General features: G+C 69.3%; 19 protein-coding genes. 6 read left to right on the top strand and 13 right to left on the bottom strand.

Annotation, left to right across the window (positions count from 1 at the left end):
• Positions 1-69: 69 nt before the first annotated feature.
• A complete protein-coding gene (locus tag U9J39_RS01475) occupies positions 70-1,530 on the bottom strand; it encodes an alpha/beta hydrolase family protein (RefSeq protein WP_326346355.1) in 1,461 nt (486 codons plus the stop codon).
• A 283-nt stretch (positions 1,531-1,813) separates the two neighbouring features.
• Positions 1,814-3,808 (bottom strand): PhoX family protein, encoded by a 1,995-nt coding sequence (locus U9J39_RS01470; protein ID WP_116313902.1) that lies wholly within the window; start codon positions 3,806-3,808, stop codon positions 1,814-1,816.
• 262 nt (positions 3,809-4,070) lie between these two features.
• Here U9J39_RS01470 and U9J39_RS01465 point away from each other — a divergent pair, with 262 nt between their 5' ends.
• Together U9J39_RS01465 and U9J39_RS01460 are read left to right on the top strand one after the other, a co-directional pair.
• Complete coding sequence (locus tag U9J39_RS01465; RefSeq protein WP_115714321.1) at positions 4,071-4,688, top strand: IMPACT family protein; 618 nt, start codon at positions 4,071-4,073, stop codon at positions 4,686-4,688.
• A complete protein-coding gene (locus U9J39_RS01460; RefSeq protein ID WP_326346354.1) occupies positions 4,681-4,989 on the top strand; it encodes a 2Fe-2S iron-sulfur cluster-binding protein in 309 nt (102 codons plus the stop codon). Before U9J39_RS01465 ends, U9J39_RS01460 begins: the two co-directional genes overlap by 8 nt.
• Before the next feature lie 6 nt (positions 4,990-4,995).
• Here the strand turns inward: U9J39_RS01460 and U9J39_RS01455 are convergent, their stop codons facing one another.
• From U9J39_RS01455 to U9J39_RS01445, 3 genes are all read right to left on the bottom strand, one after another.
• A complete protein-coding gene (locus U9J39_RS01455) occupies positions 4,996-5,382 on the bottom strand; it encodes a type II toxin-antitoxin system VapC family toxin (RefSeq protein WP_326346353.1) in 387 nt (128 codons plus the stop codon).
• Positions 5,379-5,624 carry a type II toxin-antitoxin system Phd/YefM family antitoxin gene (locus U9J39_RS01450; RefSeq protein WP_012356952.1) on the bottom strand — a complete coding sequence of 82 codons (246 nt, stop codon included), beginning with the start codon at positions 5,622-5,624 and terminating at the stop codon, positions 5,379-5,381. Before U9J39_RS01450 ends, U9J39_RS01455 begins: the two co-directional genes overlap by 4 nt.
• A 67-nt stretch (positions 5,625-5,691) precedes the next feature.
• Positions 5,692-6,789, bottom strand: a complete 1,098-nt coding sequence (locus U9J39_RS01445; RefSeq protein ID WP_116313899.1) for an extracellular catalytic domain type 1 short-chain-length polyhydroxyalkanoate depolymerase — start codon at positions 6,787-6,789, stop codon at positions 5,692-5,694.
• Positions 6,790-6,921: 132 nt separating this feature from the next.
• Here U9J39_RS01445 and U9J39_RS01440 point away from each other — a divergent pair, with 132 nt between their 5' ends.
• Positions 6,922-7,119, top strand: coding sequence for a DUF3606 domain-containing protein (locus U9J39_RS01440; RefSeq protein WP_115702313.1), 198 nt, complete (start codon positions 6,922-6,924; stop codon positions 7,117-7,119).
• Between the two features lie 53 nt (positions 7,120-7,172).
• On the opposite strand, the gene U9J39_RS01435 is transcribed toward U9J39_RS01440, so the two are convergent.
• Positions 7,173-9,686: an esterase-like activity of phytase family protein gene (locus tag U9J39_RS01435; RefSeq protein WP_326346352.1), complete on the bottom strand. Its 2,514-nt coding sequence runs from the start codon at positions 9,684-9,686 to the stop codon at positions 7,173-7,175.
• 288 nt (positions 9,687-9,974) lie between these two features.
• Here U9J39_RS01435 and U9J39_RS01430 point away from each other — a divergent pair, with 288 nt between their 5' ends.
• Positions 9,975-10,724 carry a carbonic anhydrase gene (locus tag U9J39_RS01430; RefSeq protein WP_326346351.1) on the top strand — a complete coding sequence of 250 codons (750 nt, stop codon included), beginning with the start codon at positions 9,975-9,977 and terminating at the stop codon, positions 10,722-10,724.
• A 103-nt stretch (positions 10,725-10,827) separates the two neighbouring features.
• Here the strand turns inward: U9J39_RS01430 and U9J39_RS01425 are convergent, their stop codons facing one another.
• The 3 genes from U9J39_RS01425 to U9J39_RS01415 are packed head-to-tail and all read right to left on the bottom strand — an operon-like array spanning position 10,828 to position 13,121.
• Positions 10,828-11,583, bottom strand: coding sequence for a sulfite exporter TauE/SafE family protein (locus tag U9J39_RS01425; RefSeq protein ID WP_116313896.1), 756 nt, complete (start codon positions 11,581-11,583; stop codon positions 10,828-10,830).
• A 10-nt stretch (positions 11,584-11,593) separates the two neighbouring features.
• The gene (locus tag U9J39_RS01420; protein ID WP_115681952.1) at positions 11,594-11,950 is read right to left on the bottom strand and encodes an antibiotic biosynthesis monooxygenase family protein; all 357 of its coding nucleotides are present in this window, start codon (positions 11,948-11,950) and stop codon (positions 11,594-11,596) included.
• Between the two features lie 16 nt (positions 11,951-11,966).
• Positions 11,967-13,121, bottom strand: a complete 1,155-nt coding sequence (locus U9J39_RS01415) for a cytochrome P450 (protein WP_326346350.1) — start codon at positions 13,119-13,121, stop codon at positions 11,967-11,969.
• A gap of 207 nt (positions 13,122-13,328) precedes the next feature.
• On the opposite strand from U9J39_RS01415, the gene U9J39_RS01410 reads away from it, so the two are divergent.
• The gene (locus U9J39_RS01410; protein WP_115714071.1) at positions 13,329-13,736 is read left to right on the top strand and encodes a hypothetical protein; all 408 of its coding nucleotides are present in this window, start codon (positions 13,329-13,331) and stop codon (positions 13,734-13,736) included.
• 17 nt (positions 13,737-13,753) lie between these two features.
• On the opposite strand, the gene U9J39_RS01405 is transcribed toward U9J39_RS01410, so the two are convergent.
• From U9J39_RS01405 to czcI, 4 genes are all read right to left on the bottom strand, one after another.
• On the bottom strand, positions 13,754-16,924 hold the full coding sequence (locus U9J39_RS01405; RefSeq protein WP_326346349.1) for a CusA/CzcA family heavy metal efflux RND transporter: 3,171 nt from the start codon (positions 16,922-16,924) through the stop codon (positions 13,754-13,756).
• A 13-nt stretch (positions 16,925-16,937) separates the two neighbouring features.
• Positions 16,938-18,245, bottom strand: coding sequence for an efflux RND transporter periplasmic adaptor subunit (locus tag U9J39_RS01400; RefSeq protein ID WP_326346348.1), 1,308 nt, complete (start codon positions 18,243-18,245; stop codon positions 16,938-16,940).
• Between the two features lie 16 nt (positions 18,246-18,261).
• Positions 18,262-19,527 carry a TolC family protein gene (locus U9J39_RS01395; protein ID WP_116313892.1) on the bottom strand — a complete coding sequence of 422 codons (1,266 nt, stop codon included), beginning with the start codon at positions 19,525-19,527 and terminating at the stop codon, positions 18,262-18,264.
• A 116-nt stretch (positions 19,528-19,643) separates the two neighbouring features.
• Positions 19,644-20,018, bottom strand: coding sequence for a cation efflux protein, CzcI family (gene czcI / locus U9J39_RS01390; RefSeq protein ID WP_115714075.1), 375 nt, complete (start codon positions 20,016-20,018; stop codon positions 19,644-19,646).
• A 275-nt stretch (positions 20,019-20,293) separates the two neighbouring features.
• Here czcI and U9J39_RS01385 point away from each other — a divergent pair, with 275 nt between their 5' ends.
• Positions 20,294-20,674, top strand: coding sequence for a hypothetical protein (locus tag U9J39_RS01385; RefSeq protein ID WP_115714076.1), 381 nt, complete (start codon positions 20,294-20,296; stop codon positions 20,672-20,674).
• The last annotated feature ends 8 nt before the right edge of the window (positions 20,675-20,682 follow it).

Below are 20,682 nucleotides of genomic sequence, written 5' to 3'. Positions count from 1 at the left end.
GCGCCTAGCGTAGCAGAATTGGCGCGCGGGCCAGCCGCGCGCCAGGGCCCTGCTCTGCCAACCCGCCGCTCAACCCGGCGCGCACGGGAACGCCTGCGCCACCGACGGCCGCAGCGCCGCCGTGGTCGGGTTTTCCTCGCCGCTTGCCAGCGTGTTGTCGGTGAACTTGCAGCCATAGGCCGGGCTGGCTACGGTGGCGGCGTCCAGCACCTCGTCGCCGGCCGGCTTCACGCCGTTCTGTTCCCAGTTGACCATGTCGTCGAAGGCCCTGGCCTCTTCCGCCACGGTGAAGTCGCAATGGCTGACGCCGCGGATGGCGCGCTGCACCAGCCATTGCGCGGTGCCGTTGGCATCGGCGCGGCGCTTGTAGATCTGCTCCATGCTGAACGGCACGTACATGTCGCCCAGCGTATGCAGCGTCACCACCGGCACGCCGATGCGCGCATTGGTCCTGGGAATCCAGCGCAGGCCGTCGCTGCGCGCGCGATTGGCCTCGGCGCTGCCGCTAACGCGGAAGATGCCCGCATTGAACGACTGCTCCGCCGCCGACTGCGCCGGGTCGTTGTCGAACTGGAAGGTGATGCCGGTGGTGTTGACCACGTTCTGCGTCAGGATGCCGTTGACCGAGCCGTCCTGGCCGAAAGTGCTCCACACCGCGTCCTGCAGCCCCTGCGCGCCCGGGCCGCCGAAGCCCCAGTCGAACAGCGGCCGCTGCCCGCCGGTCAGGTTGCGCACGATCGCCTTGAGGGTATCGCCCTGCGCCGTGGTCTGGCCGGGGTAGGTGGTGAACAGCGCCGCGCGCACCGCCGGCGCGATCTGCGCCCAGTTGGCCGCCGGCCACGCCGTCACCGGATAGCCGGCCAGCTGCTGCGCCGCGGTCTGGTAGGCGCCGAAGTAGTTGAACAGCTCGGTATCGCCCAGCACCCCGCACATCGGCACCGCGCCGTGGTAGCGCACCTTGTGGTTGGCCGCCTGGATGTTCTCTTCATCGACCGCCGCCGCCGAGATATGGCCGCCCATCGAATGGCCGACGATGTAGAGGCGCGCCGGCGCCGCCAGCGTGCGCCCGTTCTGCGCGGCAATGCGCGTGAAGGCCAGCGCCAGGGCATTGGTGTCCTCAAGGCCGGCGCGCACGTCATAGTAGTTTTTGGCGTAACTGGACGCGGCCCAGGCGTAGCCGCTGGCCAGCAGGTGCCGGCGGATCCTGGGAGGGGTCACCGACAGCGCCGCGCCGGTGCCCGCGTAGCCGTGGGCATACATCACCAGCCGGCCGTTCCAGTTCTTCGGCACCTCGATGCGGTAGCCGGCGCCATCCTGCACGCCCCACCAGCGGTCGGCCTCGGGCGCGCCGGCCAGCGCCGCGAACGGCAGCGTGGCGGCATCCATGGTGAAGGTGCGGTCGTCCTGCGGGCGCTTTTCCTCGGCCTGCGGCGGCGGGTTCTGCGCCGGCTCGTCGTCATCGCCGCCGCAGCCATACAGCAGCGTGGCGGCGAGGCACAGCATCGCGGCTTTCCCGACAACTCGTTTCATGCCTGGTCTCCTTGTTATGCAGTTCTTGTTGTCCTGGCGGATAGCGCGCCGGCAGCGAAGTGCGGTGGCCGGCGCCCCCACCACTGTAGGACACGGTGGCGCAAGCCGCATGGAGGCCATCCTCGACACGCTAGGGCCGTTGCAACGGATGCGGGTTAGCCCCGGCTCGCCTGAACCGGTGCCGCGTGTTAGCGGACCAGGGGCGGATGAGCGACGACCGCGCCCCAATGCAAAACGGCGGGCCGAAGCCCGCCGCTCTGTCATGGCCGCACGTCCCCGCGCGTCAGGCCTTGGCCAGCCTGACGCCGGTCGGGTCGCCGGTCAGGTAGCCGACCGCCGCGCCGTAACGGTCCTTGTAGTTGGCGCGCACCAGCGGGTCGAGCTGCGCCTTGACCTTGTCGTGCAGCGGGGACTCCCAGTCGCCGACATGCTGGAAGTTGCTCATCACGTAAGTCCAGCCGTTGATCTCGTCCACCGCATGCAGGCCGGTGGACTCGGCGCCGGCCGGGCACGACAGCACCCGGCTGAGCACCCTGGTGTCGACGTTGTACGCCCACAGGAAGTTGTTGACGTGGGTGTTGCTGTCCTCGCCGACGAACAGCGTGCGCAGCTTTTCCGAGAACTTCAGGTTGTCCGGCGTGGCGACCTTGTCGGGATTGGCAAAGTTGCCCAGCGCATCCTGCTGCTTCATCTTGCCGCCGCCCAGGTCTTCGCTGATCAGCGCCGGCACCGCGGCCATGTCGACCGGCACCCATTCGCTCGCCATCGCCGTGCCGCTCTTGTCGGCCTGGCCGCCCTTCAGGTTGAGCTCATAGACCGCGCCGGAGTACGGGCCTTCCACCTGGATGTCGCCGGCATTGGCGGCGTTGCCCGCGAGCATGCTCGACTCGATGCGCGACATCGCCGAATAGGCCTTCTTGTCCTTGATGTTGACGGTGGTGCCTTCCATCTTGGTAAAGCCCAGGCTGCCGCCGACCAGCGCGGCATAGCGGTGGGTTTCCAGGAAGGCCGCGGCCTTTTCCATGCCCGACATCAGCTTCACCCAGTTGGGCTTGCCGTTGTAAAGGATGCGGGTGTAGCTGGCATCGGCCGGGTCGGCGGTCTTGACGTCCATGATGTCGGCCAGCCGGATGCCGCCGTCGACCAGCGCGCGGATCTCGGCGCTGGTGGCGTGGCCCAGGCGGATCCACGACAGCGTGGCGCTGCCCGGGCCCGTGCCCGAGGTCTGGTGCCACTTGGCCACGTACAGCGTGCCGGCGGACAGGTCGCGCGCCTGGTCGGCGATAAACAGGAACAGGCCGCCGTTGGTGGCATCGTCGCCCATCAGCACGGTGCGCTCGTCCGGCATGACCTGCACCAGCTCGTGCGAGATGCGGCCCAGGCAGTAGTGCTTCTTGATGGTGCCGGTACCGTCCGGGTGCACCGTGACCTCCGGCAGGTGGCCGTAGTTGTAGGCATTGGCGCGGGCCGGGTCGCCGTACAGGTTGCGGCTGTAGCCCTGCAGCTGCGTGACCGCGTTGGCGTCCATCAGGTCGGTCTCGTACTCCTCGCTCGACAGGTGCGTGTTCCACGGCGACAGGCTGGCGCCACAGGTGATCCACAGGCCGTTGACGCCCGAGGTGTCGACGTTGTGGTACCTGACCGGGGTCAGCTTGCCGGTGGCCGGGTCCTGGTCCAGCGTCAGCACCGCGATCGGCGACGGCAGCAGACCGTACATGCTGGCATTGCCCTGGTTGCGCGTGGTGTATTCGAACTGCACCACCGCGAACACCGTGTTGCCCCTGACGCCCGGCACGGTCGGGTTGGCCAGCGTCAGCAGCGAGCTGCCGTCCGGCGCATCCGAGAAGAACTGGCGCTCCTTGCCGGCGACCGAGGTATCGATGATCGGCTGGTTGTTGATGTCGTAGTACCCGCCCGCCACGATGGTGCCGCCCTTGCCGTCGGGCAGGGTGTCGCCGGTGACGAAGAAGGGCTGGTAGGCCAGCTTGTAGGCCTGGCTGCTGCCGTCGCTGAAGGAGACCTTGAGGCTGGAGCCGACCGTGGTGGTCGCCATGGCCTCGGGCGTGGCCAGCGTCGGCGCGCTCATCGGCACGAATTCGGCGGTGGTGAAGGTGGCGGCCGGGCCGGGCGCGGGAGCCGGGGCCGGCACGGCGGCGGCGTCATCGCCGCCACCGCAGCCTGCCAGCAGGCTGGTGGAGGCGAAGCCGAGCGGCAGCATGGGCGCGCCGGCCAATAGCTTCAGGGCCTTGCGACGGCCAGCATTGGGTTGTTCAAGCATGTTTTCGATCCGGGGAAAGGAAAGGGATGGTTCACTGCATGTTTGCGCCAGTCCCGGGGGCGGGACCAGGCACCTGTTGCACAGGCGGCGGCGGGCGTCATCGCGCACGTCCGGGGCGGATCGTAGGCGCCGTTTGTGACACCAAGTTGACGATGCAACACAAAGCGCGGCGGGCTTCGGGCCGGCCGGGTCCGCTGCGGTACACTGCCGCCTTGCTTCCGCGGCCCGGCCGGCGCGGATTTCCGTACCAGTTCCGTTGCCCGTGCCCACCTACACGCTAGCCAACCCCGTCCACGCCGAGATCGAGATCCGCAAGAGCCGCTTCCTGGCGCTGGCGCTGCCGGTTGCCGACCGCGACGCCGCCATGGCCGTGCTGCAGGCGCTGCGCGCGGAGCATCCCACCGCCACCCACGTGTGCTGGGCGCTGCTGGCCGGCGGGGCCTCGGGCATGTCCGACGATGGCGAGCCCTCCGGCACCGCCGGCCGGCCGATCCTGGAAGTGCTGCGCCACCACGATCTCGACGGCGTGCTGGCGGCGGTGGTGCGCTACTACGGTGGCGTCAAGCTGGGGGCAGGCGGGTTGGTGCGCGCTTACACCGATGCGATCGCCGCAGCCCTGAAATCCGCCGAACGGGTCGAGCGCATCGCCTACGGCACGCTGGCGATCGCGGTCGACTATGCCGACGAGCCGCGCGTGCGCCGCTGGCTGGACTACGAGGCGCCCGCGGGCTGCACGCTTGCCGAGACCAGCTATGGCGCACTCGCCACGCTGGTGCTGCGCATGCCCGCGACCCAGCTCGACGCCGCGCGCGAAGCGTTGCGGGATGCCACCCACGGCCGCGCGCAGTTTCCGCAGACAGAGGACGACAGCCATGGCTGAGATCGAGCCTTCGGACGACAGCGCTGAATTCACCGCTCAGGTGCTGCCGGGCCCTGCGCGCTTCCCCGCGCCGGCGGCGCTCAGCCTGCTTGAGGCGGCCTTGCTCGAAGGCGTGGCGCTGCCCAACTCGTGCCGCAACGGCACCTGCCGCGCCTGCGCCAGCCGGCTGCACGCGGGGACGATCCGCTACCGGATCGAGTGGCCGGGGCTGAGTCCGGACGAGAAGGACGAGGGCCTGATATTGCCCTGCGTGGCTTGTCCGGAGAGTGATGTGGTGTTTGAGCCGGTCAGTCTCGGCTAGCTGCGATCAGACCAGCCGAATGGGCCCAGGGTATTGGCCAACAAGCGGGTCCGAGGTCAGCAGCGTCAGGCCTTCCACGGTTGCCTGGGCGACGAGAAGCCGGTCAAAGGGGTCCTTGTGAATCGGCGGAAGGCAATCAATCGCCACCGCATGATCACTGCGGATCGGCAGCTCACTGTAGCCGTTATCAAGCAAGCCTCTGCGAAAGACCCGGGCGTTGATCTGGAAGTCCGCACGGCTAAGCCCTTGCTTGATGCCGATCTCCCACAGGCTGGCGGCGCTGAAAACCAGCACCGTGTCGTCGGCATTCAATAGCGCATGCGCGTCTGGCGAGATGCGCTCAGGCGTCAGAGCCATCCACAGCAGCAGGTGCGTATCCAGCAGGAGTTTCATGACTCGCCGCCAAACATGGCTTCAATCTCGCGCTGGCCCATGCGATCGAAATCATCGGGCACCTGCCCCTGTCCGGCCATGAATCCCAACCGCTTGACCTGCGCTTTCTCCGGCACATGCAGCGCCACGACTTTCACAAGGGGCTTGCCTGCCTTGGCGATCACAAAAGGCTCGCCGTTGGCCGCCTGATCGACCAGCCGCGAGAGATGGGTCTTGGCCTCGTGGATGTTGATGGTTTGCATGACGCGCCTCACTAAACTAAGTCCACTTAGTTTAGTCCATTCATCTCCTGCGGCAATCGCCGTTCCTCTAAGCCCCAACCGCCAGAAAAAACCGCAACGCCAGCTTCAACCCGTCCGGCCCGGCCGGGTCCGAGAACGCGTGCCCGCCGGCGCCGCCGCTCCACGCGTGGCCCAGGCCTTCCACGCGCACCAGGCGCAGGTAGGGCGAGCTGCCCTCGTACCAGTCGAACACATCGACGGCGCGGCGCATGCCGCGCTGGATGCGCCGGGCCGGCACGCCGGCCAGCGGCGGCGTGCCTTCGGGCTGCAGGTGCATCCACATGCCGGCGGCGGCGGTGGCGTTGCTGAAGTCGACCATGTGGTCGGCATCGCCATGCAGCAGCAGCAGCGGCGGCGGGCGGCGTCCCGCCAGGCCGAAGCGCAGCGCCTGCATGGTCTTGGCATCGGGCCCGCGCTGCCCGCGCATGGCGCGCGTGGCCTGTGCGGCATTGGTCGCGCTCCACGGCACCGCGCCCGAGTGCGAGCCCACCGCGGCAAAGCGTGACGGATAGCGCAGCCCCAGCATCAGTGCCATCGCCCCGCCGGCGGACAGGCCCAGCACGCTGACGCGGTCCGCCGCCACCGGATGGCGGCGGCAGGCCTGGTCGATCAGCGTCATCAGCAGCCCGGCTTCCGCGGCGCCCTGCGCGGCGGGCCGGAACCAGTTCCAGCAACGCTGCCCATTGGCCTGCGAACTCTGCTCGGGCAGCAGCACCACCCAGCCGGATTCGCGCGCCACCGCGGCGGCGCGTGTGACCGCGGCAAAGCTGGCGGCGTCCTGGCCGCAGCCGTGCAGCAGCACCAGCATCGGCGCACGGCGCGACGCGGTGGCGCCGGCCGGGACGAAAATGCGGTAGCGACGCGGCGCCAGCGGCGCGCCCCATGCGCCCTCTTCCCAGCGCCCGCTGCCACGGCTCTGCGGCGCCGCCACCGGCGACACCACGCCCGACAAGGCGCGCTGCGTGGCCGCCGTGACTGCAGCGGATTGCTTCACCGCGTTGCGCACGATGGCCTCGGTCATCGGCTTGGTGAGGTTCTTGTTGACGGCGCGCTGCATCTGGCGCGCATGGCGGGACGCGGCCTTGTTCAGCGTGGACCAGAGTTTCGCGCCGGGTGAGCGGGGCATGCGGCTTCCTGTGCAAGGGATCACCGCCACATGATATGCGCTGCGGCCGGCGCAACTTGCATGCAACGCGCGCCTGATGTCTGCCTACAATGCAAGGACCGTGTCGCCCCCAGACACGAACCGGAGGCAAGCATGAGCGATGTAAGCGAGTTCAGGCCCCTGGATCCGGGCCGCATCAACCTGATGGATCCGCTCGAAGTGCAGTACTGGTGCAGGGAGCTCGGCTGCAGCACCAGTGACCTGGAAAACGCCGTCGACCACGCCGGCGATCATATCTCGGCGGTGCGCGCGCAGCTGGAACAGCAGCACGCGGGCGCGCGCTCCGGCTGACATCCCCCACCCTGGCGGGATGCCAGCGCGCCGCGTCGCGCCCAGCTGGCGTCCTAGCCCCCCACGTTGAGCGCCTTGGGCAGCCGGATCTGGATGAACTCGCTGTCATCCGGCATCTTGCTGCCGACATGCCGCCCCACGCTGAACGGGAAGTTGTTGTCGTCGATCACCAGCAGCGTGGTCGGGTCCAGCACCAGCACGTCTTCGATGGTGTTGAACGGCATGCCGAACGGATCGCCCAGCGCCACGTCGCCCGGGGCACCGCCGGTGCTGATGCCGGACGGGTCGCGCAGCGCCATCAGGTTGGCCAGTTCGGACTTGACGACATAGTCGCCCGGCTTGCCCAGCGTCACCTGGAACAGCTTCTTGAAGCCGTTCAGGTCGCCCTGCGAGCCGTCGCGCTCGATGACAATGCCCTCGCTGGCGTTGAACAGGATGAAATCGCCGATATTGGTGCCCTTGTCGTCGAGCCGGTACTTGTATTGCACCCCGGTGTACCGGCGCGTGGCGATATCGAACTCCGAGATCAGCAGCGTCTTGCCGTCGTGGCCGGCCAGCGGCAGTTCCAGCAGCGGATAGAGCTTGCTGCCGTCCGGGCTGATCGCCATGCCCTCGAAGCCGCCCGAGCGCTTGGCGCGCATGGGGTTCGACGTCACGGTGGCGCGGTACGGCCAGTACAGGCCCGCCATCCATGGCGTGTTGGCGCCGGCCTCGTCCTGCATGTTGGTGCCGTCGTCGCTGTTGGCCGCGTCGCCATAGATCGGGAAGTCGCCGAACAGATACACCGTGCGGATCGCCGGGAACTTCTCCTGCACGCGCAGCAGCGTGCGGAAGTCGAAGCTCTGGATATCGGCGCGCTGGGCCATGCCGGCGGCATTGATCACGCCCGCCAGCGTGTCGGCCATCTGCTCGGCGCCGACGGTGCGGTCCTTGTAGACATTGCCCTTGCCGTCCTTGTCGCTGCGCGGGTTGAGCTTGGTCTCGAGATTGAAGCGCACCGCCTGCGCGTTCTTCACCCGCTGCGCCGCCTGCGGATGACCCTGGCCGGCGCCGGTGCCGTAGTACGCGACATAGGCGCTGACCAGGTCGAATACGTCCTGCGCGCGCGGTACCACGTACGGGCTGGCGTAGCCCTTGCCGGCCGCCACCGCCGCCGACACCGGTGACAGCGCCACATCGTTGCGCTGGCTCGGGCCTCGGAACAGCTTGTCGCAGATATAGGTGGACTGTATCTGCGCCGCGGTCAGGTTCCTGATCAGCACTTCGTCGGCGGTGCCGTAGGGCGCGCCATCGGCGCGACGGCACTTGACCGATTCGATATAGGGATCGTGCTTGAGCACCGCGACGCCATCGGCGGTGATGCCGACATCGGTCTCCAGCGTGGTCATCAGGTTGTCCAGCGCGGCCTCCATCGCCGGCAGGGTGTTCTCCGGGCGCAGGTCGCGCGCGCCACGGTGGCCCTGCGCATCGAACCTGGCGGCGTCGATCAGGCCGTCGGCGCTCAGGTAGTCGCCGGCCTTGCCGTCGCCGTTGGCATCGTAGGCGGCGACGGCCGCGTACAGCAGGTCAGGCCGGTCCGAGATGATGCCGTTGACGCCAGCCTTCAGCAGCTCGGTCATCTTGGCGCTGTCGTTGACGGTCCAGGTCACCACGCTGTAGCCGGCGGCCTTGAGCGAGGCCACGTCGAGCGTGTCGGACACTGCCGGCACCAGCCCCGGCTGCGGGTTGCCGCCGCGCGCGTAGTGCGCGTCGGGGCTCGACTTGACGCCGTTGACGTCGTACTTGAGCTGCACGTAATACGGCGCAAACACCGGCGCGCGCGTGCCGCCATGCGCGAAGGCATGCGCACGCACCGCGTTCATGATGCGCACCGGCGTGGCCTCTTCGTTGAACGGGTTCTGCGGCGAGCGGATCTCCTTGCCGGCGTTCTCGAAATCCGGCAGCGGGATCGGGGCTTCCAGCAGCACGCCGTTGGCGTCGGTATGCAGCAGGAACGGGCCAAACTCATCGCCGAACCACAGCGTGCCGTCGCTGGCGCGCTGCATGCTCTCGATATCGAAGTCGGCGCCGGTCAGCACGCGCTCGGTGGTGAACTGGTTCGCGATGGCGAACTTGACATGCCGGTTCGGGTCCTTCAGCTCGATAAAGCTGCGCACCGCCACGCTGCCCGCGCCGCCAGCCGCAGTCTTGAACGTGGGCGCCACCGTGTAGACGCGCAGGTTGAAGTCGGCCGAGTTTTCCAGCGAACCGTAGCCGTTGTCGGCCATCACCATGAAGCTGCCGTCCGGGTTGCGCAGCACCGCCGAGAAACCCTGCACCGGCTGTGAAGCAAACGGCGCGCTCTGCCCGTTGAGGTCGCCGGTGACATAGCGCCCCGACTGCGGCCCGCTGGCAAAGGTGGCGGCGGGCAGCACGGCGCGGCCCACCAGCGTAGGGGCGGTGACCGCGGGCGTGCCGTTGCCGCTGTCGTTATCGTCGCCGCCGCATGCCGCCAGCAGCGATGCCGCCACCGCGGCAGTAGCCAGTGCCGCTCGGGTCCGGCGCGAAGGGAAGACGCTCAGGCGCATTGCAGGGTTCCTGGAGTTGGGCAATGCGCCATGGTGGTGGGCCGATATGTCGGCTTGATGTCGCTTGCGTGACAGCATGAGCGACACGCATCAATCGCGCAGAGACATGCAGCCCTTACCCGCGTTAAGCGCAGTGCAGACCGGAATTCAGCAATGCCTTATTCGCCTGCCGGCAGTTTTGCTGCATGATTTCCGGCCCGGGCCCGGACCCGGCACTCAAGACTGGGACAGATCGATAACACCACGTCGGAAAACAAGGGGTTTACCAACACGAGGACGCATCGACACATGAACACCAAGCTGCCGCTTTTCACCCTCTGCGCCGCCTTGCTCGCACCGGCCGCATGGGCCGGCAACGAACCGCACTGGAGCTACACCGGCCCCACCGGCACCAGCCACTGGGCCGAGCTGGACCAGGCCTACCAGACCTGCGCGCTGGGCAAGCACCAGTCACCCATCGACATCCGCACCGGCAAGGCCAGGCCCGCCAACCTGAAGCCGATCAGCTTCGGCTACGCCGCGGCGCCCGGCACCGTGGTCAACAACGGCCACACCGTGCAGGTCAACCTGCCGGCGGCGGGACAGATCGAACTGGACGGCGTGCCGTACAAGCTGTTGCAGTTCCACTTCCACACGCCGAGCGAAGAGAAGGTCAACGGCAAGACCTATCCGCTGGTGGCGCACCTGGTGCATCAGAACGCCGAAGGCAAGCTGGCGGTGGTGGCCGTGCTGTTCAAGTCGGGCCGCGAGAACGCAGCGCTCAAGCCGGTGTTCGCCAGCCTGCCGGCCAAGGGCGGCGAATCACGTGAACTGGCTGCGCCGCTGGACGTTGCGGCGCTGCTGCCGACTCAACAGGCCTATTGGTCCTTCACCGGTTCGCTGACGACGCCGCCATGCAGCGAGGACGTGCGCTGGCAGGTGCTGAAGACTCCGGTGGAAGTGTCGCCGGCGCAATTGGCAGCGTTCCGGAAGCTCTATCCGATGAACGCGCGGCCGGTGCAGCCGCTGAATGGCAGGACGGTGCAGGCGAGCCGCTGAGATATTTCCAAGGCAGGGAAACGACCAACACCGGTTGGGTACTCCCTCTCCCGCTTGCGGGAGAGGGGAGCAACCGACCGCAAGCGAAAGAGCTCAACGCCCCTCACCCCAACCCCCGCATCGCCAGTTCCCCACCCAACACCAGCAACCCGCAGAAAAACAGCTTGCGAAAGCGCTCCGCACTGATCCGGTGGCGCAGCCACTGCCCCAGGAACATCCCGCCCAGCGCAGGCACCAGCGCCAGCGCTGACGCCCCAAGCACCGGCATATGCAGCAGCGCTCCGCCCAGCGCCAGGCTGACCGCCAGCGCCACGGTCGACACCGTGAACGACAGGCCCAGCGCCTGCACCAGGCTCTCCTTGTCCAGCCCCAGCCCTTGCAGGTAGGGCACGGCCGGAATCACGAACACGCCCGTGACCGCGGTGATGCCGCCGGTGACCAGCCCGACCAGCGGCCCGAGCCAGCGTTCCGCGCCGGCCGGCACCGTCAGCTTTACCGCCGCCAGCCCCACCACCGCGTACAGCACCAGCGCCACGCCCAGCGCGGACGTCGCGTGCGTCATCATGCCGGCCGGCACCAGTGCCGCGCACAGCCAGGTGCCGGCGCAGATCGCCGCCAGCATCGGCCACAGGCGCCGCACCAGCAGGCCGAAGCGCGGGCCGCTGAACAGCTGCACCACGTTGGTCACCATCGACGGCGCCACCAGCAGCGCCGCGGCCTGCGCCGGCGGCATCACCAGCCCCAGCATGCCCACCGCGACCGTGGGCAGGCCCAGCCCCACCACGCCCTTGACGAAGCCCGCCAGCAGGAATGTCAGGCCGATAAAGGCGGCCTGCGCGCCGATCGATTCCATCGTCATCGCCACACCTTCAGCCCGCATCGCGGTCGTGCACCGCGCGGCTGTCCGCCGGCGCCTGCTCGCGCGCATCGAGCCCGTAGTCGCGCAGCACCTGCGCCACGCGCAGCCGGTAGCCGGCAAACACGCCGCCGCGTCCGGCGGCCTGCGCCTGGCGATGCGCCAGCGTATTGCGCCACGCGATCACCGCGGCCTCGTCGCGGAAGAACGACAGCGACAGCAGCTTGCCGGGGTTGGTCAGGCTCTGGAAGCGCTCCACCGAGATAAAGCCGTCGATGGCCTCGAGCTGCGGGCGCAGGTGCGCGGCGATGTCGAGGTAGGCGTCCTGCCGGCCCGGCGCGGGCTCGACTTCGAAGATGACGGCGATCATGTTGGTCTCCATGAGATCAAAGGAAATGCGGAATGCGCGCGTTCAGCGACGGACGATAGCGGAATGCGCGCGCCAGCGCAGCCGGCTCGGCGCCGCGCGCGCACAGCGCCGACACCGTCGCCACAGCCAGCGCTTGCGCCAGCCGGTCCCCGGGGCAAGCATGGCGGCCATGGCCAAAGGTCCACGCGCGCGCATCGTCGGCAAGGCCGCTGGTCGACGCCGCGGCCAGCAGCACCAGCACCGTGTCGCCGGCCTTGACGGCGTGGCCGCAAAGCCCGGTGTCCGCAGCAAGAAATCGGCGCGTATTCTGCACCGGCGGGTCGTCCTGCGCGACGCGCGCCACCACGCCCTGCAACGGCATACCGCCGGCCGATGGATTGCGGCCCAGCCGCAGCAGCGTATTGCCGGCGAGCCCGGCAGTCGCTTCGCAGGCCTGGACCAGCAGGCCGATGATATTGGCGGCGACCGCCTGCGCCTCGATGCCGGCAGCCAGTGCCGCGCGTTGCAGCACCGGCAGCGGGCCGTCAGCTGCTACGCTGATGGCGAGCGAGGCGTCCAGCCACGTGCCCAGCCACCGCGCCGCCTCGACGCCGCCGCGCACGGTGTCCGCGTCCGCCAGCGGCGACTGGGCCGCGGCGAACGCGGCAACTTGCTGCGCGACCTCAACCGCCGTGCCGCGGTCGCGCGTCACCGGCAGGCCGAGCACGGCTGCCACCGTGACGACCGGCAGGGCGAAGAGCCAGCGGTTGACCGACGCGGCCGTCATGGCAGCGTGCGCGTGCTCGCCCGGATCCATCATTTGCGCCATCGCGGCGGCGTGTTGCGCCGCGACGCCCGGATCCACGGCCGCCAGCATCGGCATCAGCAGCGCCTTCAGCGGCGCATGCGCGGCGCCATCGTTCATGCGGACCAGCCGGCCGAACAGGTCGCCGGCCGCGGTGCCGGCCAGCGCGGGCGGCACCGGCTGCGTGGCGGGGCGCACGCGGCAGTCGGGATGGGCCAGCACGGCTGCCACTTCGCTCGGCCCGGCGGCAATCCACAGCCCCAGGCGTTGCTCGCGGAAGAAGGGCCGGGTGGCGGCCAGTTCACGGTAGTAGGGATAGGGGTCGGGATGCATGACGGCGCTGAGCGGATCGATCCCGGTAACGGTGGCTGTGATGGTCTCTGGCATGGCGGCGCGAATCGCATGTATTGGCTGATTGCGCCGCAAGCTCGGGCGCACCTCGGCATCATGCCGCCGCGGCCGGGCCGGAAGCTTCACGGTGTCGTGAAGCGTCGAATGCAGTGGCGCTGCGGCCCGTCGATTGGTTGTATGCTTTGAGCACGGCGTGCCGGGCGCCTCGCGCGGCCACGCCATACCAAGTACGGCGGTGACGACATGAAGCATGTTCACGCACTGGTTGTGGCCAGCCTCATGTTGGCGGCATGCGTTTCCACCGGCGTCGACGTGAAGCCCGAGCACTTGTCGAACTTCCTGCCCGGTTTTTCCACGCTCGACGAGGTCACTGCGCAGCTCGGCCCGCCCTCCTCGAAAGCGACACTGCGCGACGGCTCGACCATCCTGGTCTACTCGTTCGCTGCCTCGCAGCCCCACCCCGAGAGCTTCATCCCCTTCATCGGGCCATTGTTTGCCGGCGGCGCGATCCGCACTTCGACGGTGCTGTTCGAATTCGACCAGAACGGTGTCCTGATGAGCCAGCGCCGCACCACCTCGAGCGGGGTCTCGGGAATGAGCGTGCTGACGCCCGGGGCGCTGCCCGGCACGCCGCCCGGCACGCCGCAATAGGCCGCCGGGCGCGCTTGTCACCTCTCCATCGGCGCCACCTGCCCATCGGCGCGCACCGCCGCCGGCGCATCGTTGCGATGCGCCAGCCGGTACAGCACCGGCAGCACCAGCAGCGTCAGCGCCGTCGACGACAGGATGCCGCCGATCACCACCGTCGCCAGCGGCCGCTGCACCTCGGCACCGGTGCCGGTGGCCAGCGCCATCGGCACGAAGCCGAGCGAGGCCACCAGCGCCGTCATCAGCACCGGGCGCAGGCGCGTCAGCGCGCCTGCGCGGATGGCGTGGTCCAGACCGTGGCCGGCCTCGCGCAGCGAGCGGATGAACGACAGCATCACCAGTCCGTTGAGCACCGCCACGCCGCACAGCGCGATAAAGCCCACCGCCGCCGAGATCGACAACGGGATACCGCGCAGCCACAGCGCCAGGATGCCGCCGGTCAGCGCGAACGGAATGCCGGTGAAGACCAGCAGCCCGTCCTTGACGTTGCCGAACATGGCGAACAGCAGCACGAACACCAGCCCCAGCGCCAGCGGCACCACCACGCGCAGCCGCGCGGTGGCGGATTGCAACTGCTCGAAGGTGCCGCCCCAGCTGGTCCAGTAGCCGGCGGGAATCGCCACGCGCGCGCGGATGGCGGCCTCGGCCTCGGGCACGAAGCTGCCGATATCGCGCCCGCGCACATTGGCGCTGACGACGATGCGGCGCTTGCCGTTCTCGCGCGAGACCTGATTGGGGCCCGGCGCCATCTCCACGCTGGCGACTTCGCTCAGCGGGATGTAGCTGGTGCGCGCACCGGCATCCTTCGGAAGCGCCACCGGCAGTCGCCGCAGCGCGTCGATGTCCGCGCGCACGGCCTCGGGCAGGCGCACCACGATATCGAAGCGCCGGTCGCCGCTGAAGAAAGTGCCGGACACCTTGCCGCCGATGCCGATCGACACCGCGTCCTGGATATCGCTCAGGTTCAGCCCGTAGCGCGCGGCCTGGTTGCGGTCGATCTGCACCGTCAGCATCGGCAGCCCGGTGGTCTGCTCGACCTTGACCTCGGCCGCGCCGGGAATGTCCTGCAGCACCGCGGCGATGCGGTTGGCGGTTTGCTCCAGCACGGCGTTGTCGTCGCCGAACACCTTGACCGCCACGTCCGAGCGCACGCCCGAGATCAGCTCGTTGAAGCGCAGCTGGATCGGCTGCGAGAACTCATAGTTGTTGCCCGGCAGCTTGCCCACCTCGGCGCGGATCGCGGCGATCAGCGCGTCGCGCGTGCGGCGCGGCTCGGGCCACTGCGATTCGGGCTTGAGCATGATGTAGCCGTCGGAGATATTCGGTGGCATCGGGTCCGAGGCAATCTCCGCGGTGCCGGTGCGGGCAAAGATGCGCTCGATCTCCGGGAACTTGGCCTTGAGCGCGGTCTCCACCTGCTGCTGCATCGCCACCGATTGCGTCAGGCTGGTGCCGGGAATGCGCAGCGCCTGCACCGCGAGGTCGCCTTCGTTGAGGCTGGGCACGAATTCGCTGCCCAGGCGCGTGGCAATGGCCAGGCACAACACCACGGCCACGCCGGCGCCGGCCAGCACCACCGGCGTCGACGCCAGCACGCGCTCCAGCAGCACCGCGTAGCGGCGGCGCGCCCACGCCATCAGCCGGTTGTCGCGCTCGGCCACGCGGTTGCCGATAAACAGCGCCACCGCCGCGGGCACGAAGGTCACCGACAGCACCATCGCTCCCAGCAGCGCCAGCACCACGGTAAAGGCCATCGGATGGAACATCTTGCCCTCGACCCCGGTGAGCGCGAAGATCGGCAGGTACACCACCATGATGATCAGCTGGCCGTACAGCAGCGGCCGGCGCGCCTCGCGCGCGGCGGCAAAGACTTCCTGCAGGCGTTCGTCGCGCGTCAGCACGCGTCCCTGGGCGGCCTGCGCATGCGCCAGCCGGCGCACGCAGTTCTCGACGATCACCACCGCGCCGTCGACGATGATGCCGAAGTCCAGCGCGCCCAGGCTCATCAGGTTGGCGCTGATGCGGTAGTGGACCATGCCGGTGAAGGTGAACAGCATCGACAGCGGGATCACCAGCGCGGTGATCAGCGCCGCGCGCAGGTTGCCGAGGAACAGGAACAGGATGGCGATCACCAGCACCGCGCCTTCCAGCAGGTTCTTCTTGACCGTGGCGATGGCCTTGTCGACCAGCGTGGTGCGGTCGTACACGGTGACGGCCTTCACCCCCGCCGGCAGCGTGCGGTTGATCTCGGCCATCTTGCGGTCGACCGCCTGCGACACCGCGCGGCTGTTCTCGCCGATCAGCATGAACACCGTGCCCAGCACCACCTCGCGGCCGTTCTCGGTGGCCGCGCCGGTGCGCAGCTCGCCGCCGGTCTGCACCGTGGCCACGTCGCGCACGCGGATCGGCTGGCCCTGCGCGCTGCCGACGATGACGTCGCCGATCTCGTCGAGCGAGCGCACCTGGCCCGGCACGCGCACCAGGTACTGCTCGCCGCGGCGCTCGATATAGCCGGCGCCAACGTTGTCGTTGTTCTTCTCCAGCGCGCCCACCACATCGGCCAGCGACAGCCCGTACGAGGCCATGCGTGCCAGCTCGGGCGCCACCACGTAGGCGCGCGCATGGCCGCCGATGGCGTTGACCTCGGTCACGCCCGGCACGTTGCGCAGCTGCGGCCGGATCACCCAGTCCTGGATTTCGCGCAGGTCCGACAGCGTGTAGGCGGTGCCATCGGGCTTGCGCGCGCCGGGGTCGGCTTCGACCGTCCACAGGTAGATCTCGCCCAGCCCGGTCGAGATCGGCCCCATCGCGGGCGTGATGCCGGGCGGCAGCTGGTCGCGCGCCTCCTGGATGCGCTGGTTGACCAGCTGGCGCGCAAAGTGGATGTCGGTGCCGTCGCGGAAGATCACCGTTACCTGCGACAGCCCGTAGCGCGACAGCGAGCGGGTCTGCTCCAGGCCGGGCAGCCCCGCCATCACGGTCTCGACGGGGTAGGTGATGCGCTGCTCGGTCTCCAGCGGCGAATAGCCCGGCGCGGCGGTGTTGATCTGCACCTGCACGTTGGTGATGTCAGGCACCGCGTCGATCGGCAGCCGGGTGTAGCTGTACAGGCCCAGCGCGGCCATGCCCAGCACCGCCAGCAGCACCAGCCAGCGTTGCGCAATGGCAAAGCGGATCAGGCGTTCGAACATGCGCGCCTCCCGCTCAGTGCTCATGCCCGGCGCTGGCTTTGCCCAGCTCGGACTTGAGGATGAAGCTGTTGGCCGCGGCGTAGCGCGCGCCGGCCTGCAGGCCCTGGGTCACCTCGACCAGCTTGCCGTCGGTGCGCCCGGTCCTGACCGGCTGCACCGCAAACCCGTCCGGCACCGCGACGAACACCACGCTCTGGCCATCAACCTGCTGCACTGCATCCGCCGCGACCGTCACCGGCACCTGCACCGGCGCGCCCAGCACGCTGACCGTGACGAACAGCCCCGGGCGCCATGCCGTGCCCGGATTGGCCAGGGTCACGCGCGCCTTGGCGGTGCGGGTCTGCTCGCCCAGCAAGGCGCCGACGTAGGACACCTTGCCTTCGGCCTGCGTGGCGGAGGCGCTGGAGCGCACCGTGACCGCCTCGCCCACGCGCACCCGGTCCAGGTCGCGCGCGGACACCACGAACTCGGCCCAGACCGAACTCAGGTCCGAGATCGTGAAGACGCTGGCGTCTTCCTTGACCGCTTCACCCAGCGACAGGTGCTTCTCGACCACGATGCCGTCGAACGGCGCGCGCAGCGCGAACTGGTTCAGCGCGCCGCCGGCCCCGCCGCGCTCGGCGGCGCCGATCGCGGTGAGCTTCTGGCGCGCGTTCTGCACCGCGATCTGCGCCTCTTCCAGCGCCGTGCGCGCCTGCTGGTAGTCCTGCTCGGCGGAGATCTTTTCCTGCCACAGCGTCTTCTCGCGCGCATAAGTGGCCCGCGCCAGCGCCTCGCGCTTCTGCGCGGCCAGCAGTTCGCTGCGCTGCTCCGCCACCGTGGTGCTGGCGATCAGCGCCAGCACCTCGCCCTTGCGCACCGCCTGGCCCAGGTTGGCCGGCACCGCCTGCGCCACGCCCGCGACGCGCGGCACCACGTGCGCGGTGCGGTCATCGTTGAAGCGGATCTCGCCGGGGAAATCGACGCTGCTGCGCAGCGCCGCGGCCGCGGCGGTAGCCATGCCGATGCCGGCCCGCTCGATCTGCGCGGGCGTCAGCGCGATCTCGTGCGGCTTGCCTTCCGCCTGCGGCTGCGCCGGGGCCGCGCTCGCGCCGGCATGTGAATCGGACTTGTCCCCTGCCTTGGCCTCCGCCTTGTCGCCCGCCTTGTCGCCCTCCTTGCCGTGCTCGTGCCCGTGCTCGTCGCCATGCTCGGCATGCCCGTGCGCGGCCTCGCCGCTGGTGTGGCCGCCCTTGCCGGTGAACAGGATCGCCGCGCCGCCCAAAAGCCCCGCGACCAGGATGGCCACCACCGCGGCCCGTTGTTGCTTGCTCATTGCCATGTCTGCAGCTTCCGTATCAGTGTCCGAGGATGCGATCGATGCTGGCGGCCGCGTCATAGGTGCGGGCCAGCACGTCCAGGTAGCGGATGCGCGCCTGGAACAGCGTGCGCTGGGCATCCAGCACGTCGAGGAAATTGAACTTGCCGGCCTCGAACCCGCGCGAGGCGGCAGCGTAGGCCTGTTCGGCCGCCGGCAGCACCGAGGCCTGCAGCGTCTGCGCCGCGGCGCGCGACACCGACAGCTGCGTCGAGGCCTGCTGCAGTTCGCCCTGCAGGCGCACGCGCGTGGCGGCGTGCGCATCCTGCGCGCCGTCGGCACGGCGCAGCGCCGCGTACAGGTTGCCCTGGTTGCGGTCGAACAGCGGCAGCGGAATCGCCACGCCCAGCACCGCCATGTTGCGGTTGGCCTCGTTGTCGCGCTTGGCGCCCAGGCTCACGGTCACGTCGGGATACTGGCGGCTGCGCTGCACCGCCACTTCGGCACGGCTGCGCTCCGCCGCCAGGCGGCTGGCTTCGAGCAGCGGCGAATCTTCCAGCGCCGCCTGCAACGCGGCCGGCGCTGGCCGCGACGGCAGCGCATCGAGATCGCCCTGTGCCTTGTCGAAGCGCGGCACGCTGTCACCCCACAGCGCCGCCAGCGACTGCCGCGCTGACTGCAGCGCGCCGGTGGCCTCGGCCAGCTCCAGCTCGGCATTGGCCTGCTCCACCCGGGCGCGCGTGGCTTCCAGCGGTGCCACCTTGCCCGCGGCCACGCGCCGGCCCGCGGCGTCGGCGGCCTGGCTGGCGATGCCGACCGAACCTTCGGCCAGGCGGACGCGCTCCTGCGCCACCAGCACGCCGAAGAAGCCCGCGATCACCGTGGCGCGCAGCCCGGCGCGGGTGCTGCCCAGCTCGGCCTGCGCCAGCTCGCGCCCGCGCTCGGCCAGGCCGATGCGCGCGGCGCGCTTGCCGCCAAGTTCGATCGGCAGGTTGACCTGCCCGGTGGTCGAGCGCGAGGCCTTGCGCGTGTCTTCCATCGACACCGCCAGTTCCGGATTGGGGATTACGCGCGACTGGATCAGGTCGCCTTCGGTGGCGTCGAGCTCCTTGCCGGCGGCGGACAGCGTGAAGCTGCCGGCTTCAGCCAGCGCCAGTGCGGCATCGAGGGTCAGGATAGGGGCCAGTGCGCCGGCCGGCGCGGCAGCCGGTGGCAGCGCCACGGCGGCGGGCGGCGTCTGCGCGACGCCGGGGAATGGGCTGGATAACACGGCCGCCAGCCCGAGCGGCAGCAAAAGTCTTCGCATCGAATTGCACCAGAAGAAAACCGGGGGAATTCGGCGAGACGCCCGGCGTCATGCGGTCATGACGCCAGGAGGCGATCGGAATGGATCGGGATAGCGGGGAAGCGTCGTCTCGCCGGCTAAGCGAGACGCAGCCACTGCGGGCGGTCGGGCGCCCGCGCGCTGTGCGAGGAGAAGCGGGGTTGGGGCACTGGCGGCGCCAGCTCCACCCGGCGCAGCGCGGGTACGTCCTGCGCATCGGCCGGCGCGAAGGGCAGCGAGGCGATATGGCAGACGCCGCAGTCCGGATCAGCCAGGTTCAGCTTGGCCTTGTCCTGCGCGGGATCGGCGGGCTGCTCCGGCATGCCGCTGCCGGCCTGGTGCCGGTGCTCATGGTGCCCGAAATGGGCCTTGGCGGCCGCGGCGACCTCGTGCCCGCAATACGCGGCGGCTCCCGCCCAGGCGAACTGGAGCGGCAGGACGAGCGCGAGGAGAACGAGGATCAGGCGTTGCATGAATGGTGAGGGCGGCGCTGCGGACACCGATGGTGGCCGGCCAGCGAGCGGCAAGTTTAACCGAGGCACCGCGGTCATTCAGGCAACGGGGTCATTACATTTGCGTCATGGCGGCGGCGCGAGCGGCCGTTCGCAACAATTCAATATTTTTGAATAACTCATCCGGCAAAGCGCCCGCTTACGCTGCTCTTGGACTCCTATAGTTCCGTACATGAACGGCACGCACACAAAGCAACGCCTTCTGACAAATTCAACAAGCTAATGGAGAAACCATCATGACCAAGACCACCCGCCTCGCTTCCGCCCTGCTCCTGACCCTGGCCGCGCTGGGCGCCGCCCAAGCCGCCACCGCCGCCGACGTGCTGCCCGGCGACAAGTACGGCTACAGCTTCCGCAGCACCGTGCCGGGTGACAAGTATGGTTATGAATTCCGCAGCCATGACGCCTTCACCGACGGCGCCCGCGCCGGCAAGGCCGACCCCTTTACCGACGGAGCCCGCACCGGCAAGGCCGACCCCTTCACCGACGGGGCCCGCACCGTGGCCGGCCTGGACCGCAGCGGCGTGTCGGCATCGCCTGCCCGCGGCTTCGACACCTTTACCGAAGGCAGCCGCACCGGCAAGTTCGACCCCTACGGCGAAGGCGCCCGCGCCTGAGCGGGCCA

Origin of the sequence: Cupriavidus sp. SS-3, assembly GCF_035818815.1 — a bacterium.
Lineage (GTDB): Bacteria > Pseudomonadota > Gammaproteobacteria > Burkholderiales > Burkholderiaceae > Cupriavidus > Cupriavidus taiwanensis_C.
The sequence above is the reverse complement of the archived record's forward strand: the minus strand, read 5'-3'. Positions and strand labels throughout refer to the sequence as shown.